Source organism: Pseudomonas sp. TE3644 (assembly GCF_056278815.1).
Window position 1 is genome coordinate 1,128,403 of sequence record NZ_JBWBQF010000001.1, and the last position, 6,598, is coordinate 1,135,000.

Annotated in this window: 3 protein-coding genes (1 of these 3 cut by a window edge); 2 read left to right on the plus strand and 1 reads right to left on the minus strand. The window is 51.5% G+C overall.

Annotated elements, in window-relative coordinates; translation table 11 throughout:
• Positions 1–36: 36 nt before the first annotated feature.
• Positions 37–2,190 (plus strand): hypothetical protein, encoded by a 2,154-nt coding sequence (locus ACZ9GA_RS05140; RefSeq protein ID WP_457356769.1) that lies wholly within the window; start codon positions 37–39, stop codon positions 2,188–2,190.
• A 30-nt stretch (positions 2,191–2,220) separates the two neighbouring features.
• Here ACZ9GA_RS05140 and ACZ9GA_RS05145 read toward each other — a convergent pair whose 3' ends face one another.
• The gene (locus ACZ9GA_RS05145; RefSeq protein WP_457356768.1) at positions 2,221–2,433 is read right to left on the minus strand and encodes a hypothetical protein; all 213 of its coding nucleotides are present in this window, start codon (positions 2,431–2,433) and stop codon (positions 2,221–2,223) included.
• Between the two features lie 509 nt (positions 2,434–2,942).
• Here ACZ9GA_RS05145 and ACZ9GA_RS05150 point away from each other — a divergent pair.
• Positions 2,943–6,598, plus strand: the 5' portion of a protein-coding gene (locus ACZ9GA_RS05150; protein ID WP_457356767.1) for an NACHT domain-containing protein. The gene runs 292 nt beyond the window's last position; 3,656 of the gene's 3,948 nt are visible here — the first part of the coding sequence; its start codon is at positions 2,943–2,945; its stop codon lies off the right edge, out of view.

A 6,598-nucleotide genomic window follows, 5' to 3' on the forward strand; every position in this document is an offset into this window, starting at 1 on the left:
CGTCAACAAGTAAACTACGATCCAGGCGTCCAAGGCATGGAGCAAGTAAACCCAATCGCCTTCCAGCCAGTCCGTGCGCACCTGGACGATACGGCTGGGATAAAGGCCAACCAACTGGCCCAGGCATTGGGCTCCTCAGCGATTCCCCAAGCGCTTCAGCAGTTCGGCTCCGCTGAGGATCAGCAGGAGCGGCAGAAGGCCCAAGACACAGCGGACTCCATGACCGTAGGTGAGCTGGGCCAGAAGATCAAAGACGGCTCTATCCTGGCCTCCCAGTCCCCAGCCTTCCAGGGCACGCTCCAGCACATCTACGGTGAGAACCTGATGCAAGGCATGGAGCGGGACACCATGTCGAAAATCCAGACTGGCGAACTCCAGTTCACCGATCCCCAGCAGGTGGACGAGTACCTCGCGAAGACTCGTAATGAAACCCTACAGGGCCAAAGCAACTTCGCAGTGGCGGGCTTCGATAAGGGCTACCAAGCGTTCCGCATGAACGTGTTCGACACGAACGCGCGAACCATGAACACCCAAGCCATCAACCGTGGCATCCAGGAATCTAGCGACAACCTGATGAACATGGTGGGAGATGTCACTGGCTCCCAGTTCAATGGCTCCACGGACCAAGCCGCACAGGCAATCGCGGGCAGGTTCAACCTTCTTTCGTCCACTTCCCTCCTGCGTGACGATGCCCGCAAGACCACCTTGAACAACACGCTGGTCCATATCGCGCAGACCGGGAACAAGTCTCTGGTGGACGCCCTCCTGGCTCAGAAGCTGTCTTCCGGTGTCACCGTGGCGTCCACGCTGGGCGGCACCACCGCAGCCGAAATGAGCCTCCACGCCCAGAGCATGGATGACCAGAGGCAGCGCAAGCGTGTGGACGGCGAGATGCGCCCCTGGCTTACCCAGGCGGATACTGGTGAGCTGGACGAGAAAGGGTTCAATGACTGGGCTACCAAGAACGCACGGTGGGTGTCGGCGCCTGCTTGGAATTCTATCCTTAATGGTAATCGGGCTCAGCTGAAGCAGCGGCAGGACGCTATTGCCAGATCGCAGCTTCTATCAGCAGCTCAGCAGTCGGTTGCTAGCGCGCAGCAGGCCGTCCAAGTTCACATCTCGCAAGGCAACTTCTCTTACATGCCCCCGCAGCAGGTGATGGGGCCCGAGGGCAAGATGAAGCCGTTCGACTCTGCCGCGTATGCTCAGCAGTTCATGGCGCAGCAGGTTCAGGACACTCAGATGCCCTTCGATAAACAGGTGCAGTTCTACTCAACCAACGGCGTGGATAACGCGCAGTGGAAGCGAATCATCCAGGCGGGAGTGACGAATCTTGCTTCAGTTGGTTGGGCTCCCACCGGTAAACCTCTGGGGCAGCTCAACGAGCAGGGGCAGGGTGCGATTGAAACCTTCAACCGTATCAATGCGGTTAACCCCGCTTATGCCCAGCAGTTGGCTGGTGGTGCGTATCAAAAGCTGTCTGACGTCCAGTTTCTGATGGAGAAGGGTGGTTTTCCAGATCCGAGCACGGCAGCTTCCCTGGTCTATCAGGGACAAGTGTCCGGTGTCTCTCAAGAAGATACGGGGGCTATGAAGGCCAGCGTGGCCGCAGCGGTGAACGAAGTCGTGAATCCGAGCCTGTACGCCCGTGCTGTGCATTGGGAGAAAGGGATTTTCCACAATGATCAGACCAATTTCACAGCCGTGCAAGCTGACCTCCGTCGAATGTCAGAGCTACTTCTGAAGACGGGGCAAGTTCCTGGAGCCGCTCAGGCTGTGGAGGCTGCCAAGGACTACCTGAAAGATCCAGCTGTATCGACCAACATCAACAACACTCTGTACCTCAACAAAGACCTCCCACCAGTTCCAAAGGGAGAAGACCGTGGGCAATGGATGGAAAGGTTCATTAATTCCGTTCCTGGGAAGCTCGCGGATGACGAGGGCGTTGGCAAAGACTCCGTTCGGCTGGAGCCTAACAGTCGAGGCGAATACACCGTTTGGACCGGTGGGGTGCCTCTGGCCAACCAGGAGGGGCACGTAGTGGAATATAGCAAAAAGGCTGTGGCTGGCTGGATCTTCGACACGTATCAGGCGGACTTGAAGCAGCATGCGCAGGCTGCGAACGAGGAGCATCAGGCCCAGTTGAAGCGAGCCCTCAGCCCAATCGATCCTGGTTACTTCAACAACTAGCCGCCTCCCCGGCTTCCAGGCGGGCTTAGGTTACTGGGATTCCAAGTAGAGCCGGCCGATGCCACGAGTGATGAGTTCTTGGTGTCGGTCCAGGTTCGAAAGGTTGTCCTTTACGTGCTGTGCTACGGCTGTAGAGCCGCGTTGTTCCACCCAGTTCGAGAGCTCCTCAATGGCCGCAGCGATGGCCAGCTGGTTTTCATTGAGTGCCTTTAGGATGTCGGGGAGCGTGCAATCGGTTGCCATGGGGAGGTCCTCATCGAGATGGGAGTAAGCAAATGAGAGACATTAGGTTAGCGGCTTTTCGAGGATATGGCCCTGTCAGTACAAAGCTTTTCAAAAGGCAGGTGATGTAATTTACTTCCCAGTAAGAGAGTCATTACCTAGTTCGAACGTTTGTGTGGGGGGCGGCTAGCTTGACATTATCTTCACTCCTTAATCCGCAGTTGTAATGGAGTTTAGGCCAAGACTGGGCCGCACCGAGAGCATGGAACGATCGACTCGGTGAACTATGTGCTTATTTCAAACTAGGGCAACCTATCTTCGAGTGACCACTGGCACGGATGCGAGCGCATGATTGAGTCTGCATCTCTAGGTGAATGCGTTAGGGAAATATTTTTGGGTCCTGGTGGCTTTTTGGCTTCACAATGTTGATTTTGATGTGGTATCACTGCGCTTAAGCCCGTAAGCAGCGCCCGCCTCGTAGACGCGGATCTTTTGTGCGACGTAACTACCCAAAAATGGTGCAGAAATAAATGGATTATGATTTCAGCAGGCTCTCCACCCGGTCCTTTGAGCAAATGATTCAGTCGTTAGCGCTTGCCGTGTTAGGGGGTGGGGTCAACATTTTCGGGGACGGTCCGGACGGTGGCCGTGAAGCCGCATTTGACGATATTAAAAGTTTTCCGCATCCAGACTCGCCTTGGTCAGGCTATGGAGTGATACAAGCAAAGTTTCGGCAGCGAGCAGCGCCAAATAGCGGGGCATGGGCAGTCAAAGAGCTTAGAGCCGAACTGACCAAACTGTCAAAAATGTCGGGAGTAAAAAAGCCGGAGTACTACATATTTGTTACTAATGTACCGTTGAGTCCTGTGGCTGGCACAGGGGGGAAGGACAAAGTTTCCTCGCTTATTGATAAGTATAAGGGCTCTATTGGTATTAGGGATTTTAGGGTGTGGGATTATGATCAGCTTTGCGCATTTTTGGATTTGCACCCAGCAGTGCGTACTGCCTATAGAGCTTGGATTACCCCAGGCGATGTCTTGGCTGCAGTGATCGAGGGCATGCGGCCAAAGGGGGAGAACTTTCGTGATGTGATGCTGAACTTTGTTCAAAAGGAATTGAGGGGTGAGCAGTACGTTAACTTGGGGCAGGCGGGACATAATAATAAGGACAGAATTCCTCTAGCCAGTGTCTTTGTAGATTTACCTATCCAAGATGCGGGAGCTGTGGAGGAGTATCACTCTTACTCTCGCACGCATGCGCGATCAGAAGAATCTAATAATGCTACGGCGTTGGCAAAGCTCAGTGGTATCGCTTCTCAGTTGCTTGACGGGGAGTCTCTTTCGAAGAGGAGTACACTTCTGACTGCTGCTTTAACACGCCATCCAGGAAGGATTGTCTTTATTGGAGGGCCGGGGCAAGGAAAAAGCACGCTGACTCAATTCTTCTGTCAGCTTCACCGGTGTTCTTTTATAAGGCAGCATTCGGTAAGGGCATTAACCTCCGAAGTCGAGGAGGCTTGTAATATTATTGTTTCGCAGTCTCAAGAGGAAGGCATAGAAGCTCCAGGTGTTGCTAGGTTTCCATTGCGTATCGAGTTGAATAGATTTGCAGCATCTCTCGCAAATGGCGGGTGTTCATCATTGTTTGGTTTTGTATTGAACAGGATCAAGGAGCGGAGTGAGCGGGATATTGGTAGTGACGATCTTCGTGGTTGGTTGTCAAGTTACCCATGGCTAATTGCCCTTGATGGGCTTGATGAGGTGCCTGCCTCCTCTAATAGATCTCAGGTGTTAGGGAGTATTCAGGATTTTCTCATAGATGCCGCTGAGTGTAATGCGGACATCTTGCTGGTTGCAACGAGTCGTCCTCAGGGATATGACGATGATTTCTCTCAGGGTAGTTATACGCATTATAAGTTAAGTGAGTTGGATGCTGATCGTGCCCTGAGTTATGCTGAAAAGCTGATTGTTCGACGCTGGGGAGAAGATGAAGATAAGGTCCAAACGCTTCTCGGAAGGATGCAGCGCGCTTGCGAAGAGAGTTCCACCGTCCGTTTGATGAAAAGTCCTTTGCAGGTGACAATTATGGCCCTGCTGGTCGAATCTCTAGGGGAACCGCCTAAGGAGCGGTGGAGGTTATTTAACGAGTATTATCATGTAATTAATAGGCGCGAAAAGGAAAGGGAAATTCCTGCGGCAAAGCTCTTGAATAGTTATCAGGCGGACATCGACTTTATTCACCAGAAGGTCGGTGTATACCTCCAGGTGGAATCGGAGAGAAGTGGTAAGACAGACGCACTGTTGACTGAGGAGGAGTTTTCTCATGTTATTGACTCTAGACTTCTGTCTGAAGGGCATTCCGGCGACAAGGCGAAGCTTTTTAAAGCTGAAATTATTGAGGCGGCAATTGAGAGGTTGGTTTTCCTGGTTGCCCCGCAGGAAGGGAGGATCGGATTTGAGATTAGGTCATTACAGGAGTTTATGGCCGCTCAGGCTATTACATCTGGAAGGGATGAGGAGATTGTTTCAAGACTGAGGTCTATTGCGCATGCATCGCACTGGCGGAACGTTTTTCTTTTTGCTGCTGGCCGCTGTTTCTATGAGCGACAGTATTTAAGGGCTAGTATATTTTCAATCTGCTCTGAGCTTAATGAAGAGGTTTTCGAAAGTCGGAACAGCGGTATCAACAATGTTCTGCTGACAGGGAGCGAGTTAGCGTTGGATCTGGTTGAGGATGGTGTAATTGCTAATCAGCCAAGTCAGTTGAAGATTTTTACTAGGTTGGCGTTAAGGTTGATTGAACAGCCGCCTAGCGCCCTTTTAACTAGATTAAGCTCTGTGTATCAATTGGAGGTCGATGATCTGTTTCAAGAGTCAATACGGTCACGGCTTGGTGGGGCGGATTTCTATTCTCGACTTGGGGCTTGGCATGTGCTCGTTGAGCTAGCAGAGCGGGAAGTTCCCTGGGCTGTTGAGTTGGTCGAGAAAGAATGGCCGAGCAATCCTAAAGAAGTGCTTGCGATAACGGCTCGTAAAATCTCGCGCGATCCTTCCGGTTGGTTAACACCTAAGTGGTATAATGCTGTTTTGGAATCTTCTCCGGGAGTGGTTTCAATTCACTACCTCCCCGGAATTCATGATTCGCATGTTGCTCCCGATGCTCCCGCAAAATTGGAACCTCCTGAATGGTATGATGTTGTAGTTAAGGCCTACAATGGGCACGATCGAAGAGAATTTGTGGTTGAAGGAGTTGGTGACCAGTTTTTGTGTGTCCGAAGTGATCATCTTTACGAGTTGGAGTTATGTTCGTCTACTGTTCCTCCTGTTTCGGTAGGATGGAAGTGGGTATACGACTGTTCAGCATTTACAGCGAACTTGAACAAGGAGTCGTTAGCCCAGATCATATTTGATGCGGCAAAGCTGATGAGGACTAGGGAGATTTTTGGATTGGGGAGTTGGGTTTGGGGGTTCCCGTGGCAAATCTCCGCTATTGTAAGGTCTACCGATTCGGCAGACGAATTAGAGCGTATTGGCGATTGCATCTTAGATGGTATGCTCGGAGATACAGTCGAATGGTTAGAGGCAGAGCGGCGCTGGGGAATAAATGGTATCACTAGGGCTGACTTTAAATATCAGCCGAAGAACGGGTTGCCTTTTGATGATTGCATTGCGTCTGTTGGTATTCCAGTATTCGCCCTGCATGGAGATACCCGAGCTGATGAGTACGAGCCTAAGATAGTTGGCGAACTTCTTGCTCTTTACGACTCTGGACTGCCAAGAGGATCTCGGAGGCTTATCGCAAGCGGCATCATGGTTATGCTCTCAATGTTGGAAGAGCCGATGCTTCTGGATTTTTCGGTTTGCGACAGGCTGTCGGACATTTTCTTAGAGGCCGATGCACAATGGTTCGATTTGCGGGTTATTAATTTCATCCCTCCCGAATATTGGGAGCATCCTGGGATGGTTACTTTGATGGAAACCATGTTGGACTGCTTTGAGCGTGGAGGGGATTGGGTTTATGATGCTCTAGATGTGAAGACTGAGGGGCTTGAAAACATAATCAAATCTCGGCCTGATGTTGCTTGTGGTGTGATTTTGCTATCGAAGCTCTGTTTAGTAAACAGGGAAATAGGCTTTTCGGCAAGCTTGGATTTGATCGAGTCAGCAGTCGATCCAGCGCTCAAAGA

Bases quoted from the DNA above. Each gene is read 5' to 3' on its own strand.
- ACZ9GA_RS05140 (WP_457356769.1), top strand. From the start codon at position 37: ATGGAGCAAGTAAACCCAATCGCCTTCCAGCCAGTCCGTGCGCACCTG.
- ACZ9GA_RS05145 (WP_457356768.1), bottom strand. From the start codon at position 2,433: ATGGCAACCGATTGCACGCTCCCCGACATCCTAAAGGCACTCAATGAA.